Below are 3,076 nucleotides of genomic sequence, written 5' to 3' on the forward strand. Positions count from 1 at the left end.
TGGCCATCGCTTCGCGATTATAGCCAACCATTTTTATCCGCTTAACGAGGCGTTAGTTGCCTTAAAACCTAAGTGTATTTTTAGTTTTTGAGTAGTGAGCTTAAATCTTAATTTAGTTGTTTTACGTTCATAAGTCGGTGCGTTGTTAGTTTTTAAAAAACGTTCATTCCGTTCGGAATTACTATCGGCTAATAGTCGCCAGTGAAAAGGTTAATATCGTAATTTTAAGTAATCTAAGGCTCCATTATCTTAGACTTGGTCACTAGCGGAAATTCTGTTTTTCAGTTTCTGATGATTAAACATTGAGAGTGTCATGTTTTCAAAGATGGAAGCTAGTTTCTGAACGCTACAAAGGGTAAAGTTACCGAATATCAGCAAGTTATTGCTGTCGGTTGTGTTGTCCAAAAGGCATCTAACAAGGAAATTAAACGGAACTAAAACAGTGGGTTACGTTTCGCTTCGCTCCACATTATAACCCACTACTTTAGTCCGCTTATTGCGGCGTTATATGCCTATCAAGACTAGGTGTATATAAAATAGCGAGAGTTATCAAATGGATATTTTGGGTTTATCGCTAGCCTTAGTTGGCTTGCTCATAGGGATAGCTAACTGGCCTATATCAATTAGGAAAATAGTAAATAAAAAAGGTCCTAGTGGTGTTCCTTTGGTGGGCGGTATTTTTATGTTAATTGGTGTTCTTATTATGCCTAGCGGTAAATTAACTAATTATTTGTGGTTAGCTCCAATAATTGATTTTACATATTTACCTTTATGGATTTATGGGATATTTATTAAAAAAGCTAATTAGCCTTGGTTTACTCGGCATATAACAAGCGCTTCAAACGGAAAAAATACAGTTGGCTTTTTCCGCTACGCTACAAATTATAGCCAACTGCATTTTTCCGCTTAAGCGGGCGTTAGTCTGCCTTAATCCTATTGCACTATTTAGTTTCTGAATTGTGACTTTGAGTTTTGGATAGTTGTTTTGTGTTCATAAATGGGTGCGTTGTGGGTTTTATGAATACGCTCATTCCGTTGAGGCTAACTCTTTGCTAATAGTCGCCAGTGCAAAGCTTAATATCGAAATTCAAAGTAATCTTAGGCTCCATTATCTTGGCTTTGGTCATTAGCGGAAATTCTGTTTTAAGTTTCTGATTGTTAAACCTTGAGTACGTCATGTTTTCAAATGTTGGTACTAGTTTCTGAACCCTATAAACGGTAAAGTTACCGAATATCAGCAAGTTATTGCTGTCGGTAGCGTTGTCCCAAAGGCAACTAACAAGCAATTTAAACGGAACTAAAACAGTTGGCTCGGTTTCGCTTCGCTACACATTATAGCCAACAATTTTAGTCCGCTTAATTGGGCGTTATAAGGCATGTGGTATTGCGATGAATTACGAAGAATTTAATCAATTTTGTGGTTCCTTAGCTGCAACTACATATGTTGTTCAGTGGGGGAACTCTCATGTTTGGAAAGTTGGTGGTAAAGTGTTTGGAATTGGAGGCTGGGGAAAAAATAAACAGGTTGCTTTTACTTTTAAAACGTCAGAGCAAAATTACTATTTTTTAAGTGAATGTGAAGGTTATATACCAGCCCCATATTTTGCTAATCGCGGCATGAAATGGATACAGCAAATTGATGGTAATAAAGAAAAAGATGATGACTTGCAATATTATCTTAGAGAGTCTCACCGCTTAGTTTCGTTAGGACTAACAAAGATTAAGCAAAAAGAACTGGGGTTGAACCAAGCAGTAGAGTAAATAGCCTTATAACAAGTCAATTTAAACGGAACAAAAACAGTTGGCTACGTTCCGCTTCGCTACACAGTTTAGCCAACAATTTTAGTCCGCTTAATGTGGGCGTTAGAAGGTTAGATAAGTATGGAGTATTTTAACAATAAACTCGCAAATGTTTTGGCTCTACTTAATGATGTGAAAAGCGGTGATACTCTTAATTACTCAGCAGAAATGCTTTTATTTCCTGCTGTAGTAATTGGTTCTAATACAACAGATCAAATAATCAAAATAGTACTGGGTTCGGAAGCTATTGCTGGTGAAAAATCATTGGTTACTGATCAAGACGTGCAAAGAGAACTACATACGGCACTTTCATATTTAGGTGACTCTGATGACAGCTCATACCCTAACAGGCATTACGTGGGTACTGAACTTCACAAAAAACACATATCAGATTTAGAAAGTGAGCTTCAATCGTTATTGTCAAAGGCTTCAAAGATAACAAAGTTTTACCTTGAAAAAGGTCACCCGTTTTATCCTGTATTTTGGGATTTTAGTTTCAACATTGAAGTTTCTGGAAAAGCTTATTTATTCATTGGGTCTTGCTCAGATTAAACCTTCTAACAAGGGTTTTCAAGACGGACAAATTACAGTTGGCTTTTTGTTCGTGCCTCACTTATTTTAGCCAACTGCAATTTGCCGCTTAAAACGGCGTTATACGCTCATCATTGAAATCCAGCTTCAGTGTCCACATATAGTAAGTACTTAAATTAAATGGAAGTTAATAAATGAAAAACTTAGTAGTGCAAGCTGGAGATGTCGTCGTAACTCAGTTTGGTCTTTATCAGCATTGGTCAGTTGCTTCTGATCGTCTTTGTTCTCTTGGTAAAAACATGCTTATTTCTGCCACCAAGAGAACTGGTACTGTTCAAGAAGAACCTTGGGATGATGTTACTCAAGGTAAACATACATATGTAGCTGTATCAAACACAGAAAAATCTATTGTACAAATTCTTTCGGATGCTCGTTCTCAAATAGGGACTTGGAAATACTCATTAACAGATAATAATTGTGAACACTTTGTAAAGTGGAGTTCTGGGCTTAAAGTGTCTTCTAGTCAAATTAAAGCAGGTGTTGGTGGTTTAGCTATTGGCGGTTTAGCCGTTGTTGCTTTAGCTGAAAACCCTAAAGCAATGAAAATTGTCGGTGGTGCAGTATTGCTAGGGGGGCTTGCTGTTATGCTTGCCAAAGCTGTTGAGAAAAAACGTGAAACAAGCGTATAACAAGTTGCTTAAACGGAAAAATAACAGTTGGCCATCGCTTCGCGATTATAGCCAAC

General features: G+C 37.2%; 4 protein-coding genes. All 4 read left to right on the plus strand.

Going from position 1 to position 3,076, the window contains the following annotated elements; all coding sequences use genetic code 11:
• The first annotated feature begins 553 nt into the window (after positions 1–553).
• The 4 genes from G322_RS0118340 to G322_RS0118355 all read left to right on the plus strand — a co-directional run bounded on the left by G322_RS0118340 (position 554) and on the right by G322_RS0118355 (position 3,020).
• The gene (locus G322_RS0118340) at positions 554–808 is read left to right on the plus strand and encodes a hypothetical protein (protein ID WP_022943136.1); all 255 of its coding nucleotides are present in this window, start codon (positions 554–556) and stop codon (positions 806–808) included.
• 581 nt (positions 809–1,389) lie between these two features.
• Positions 1,390–1,761, plus strand: coding sequence for an MmcQ/YjbR family DNA-binding protein (locus G322_RS0118345; protein WP_022943137.1), 372 nt, complete (start codon positions 1,390–1,392; stop codon positions 1,759–1,761).
• 120 nt (positions 1,762–1,881) lie between these two features.
• Positions 1,882–2,352 (plus strand): hypothetical protein, encoded by a 471-nt coding sequence (locus G322_RS0118350; protein WP_022943138.1) that lies wholly within the window; start codon positions 1,882–1,884, stop codon positions 2,350–2,352.
• 173 nt (positions 2,353–2,525) lie between these two features.
• Positions 2,526–3,020 (plus strand): lecithin retinol acyltransferase family protein, encoded by a 495-nt coding sequence (locus tag G322_RS0118355; RefSeq protein ID WP_022943139.1) that lies wholly within the window; start codon positions 2,526–2,528, stop codon positions 3,018–3,020.
• The last annotated feature ends 56 nt before the right edge of the window (positions 3,021–3,076 follow it).

This window comes from Psychromonas hadalis ATCC BAA-638 (assembly GCF_000420245.1).
GTDB lineage: Bacteria > Pseudomonadota > Gammaproteobacteria > Enterobacterales > Psychromonadaceae > Psychromonas > Psychromonas hadalis.

Excerpts from the sequence above, each read along its gene's own strand:
- G322_RS0118340 (WP_022943136.1), top strand. The coding sequence starts at position 554 with ATGGATATTTTGGGTTTATCGCTAGCCTTAGTTGGCTTGCTCATAGGG.
- G322_RS0118355 (WP_022943139.1), top strand. The coding sequence starts at position 2,526 with ATGAAAAACTTAGTAGTGCAAGCTGGAGATGTCGTCGTAACTCAGTTT.
- G322_RS0118350 (WP_022943138.1), top strand. The coding sequence starts at position 1,882 with ATGGAGTATTTTAACAATAAACTCGCAAATGTTTTGGCTCTACTTAAT.
- G322_RS0118345 (WP_022943137.1), top strand. The coding sequence starts at position 1,390 with ATGAATTACGAAGAATTTAATCAATTTTGTGGTTCCTTAGCTGCAACT.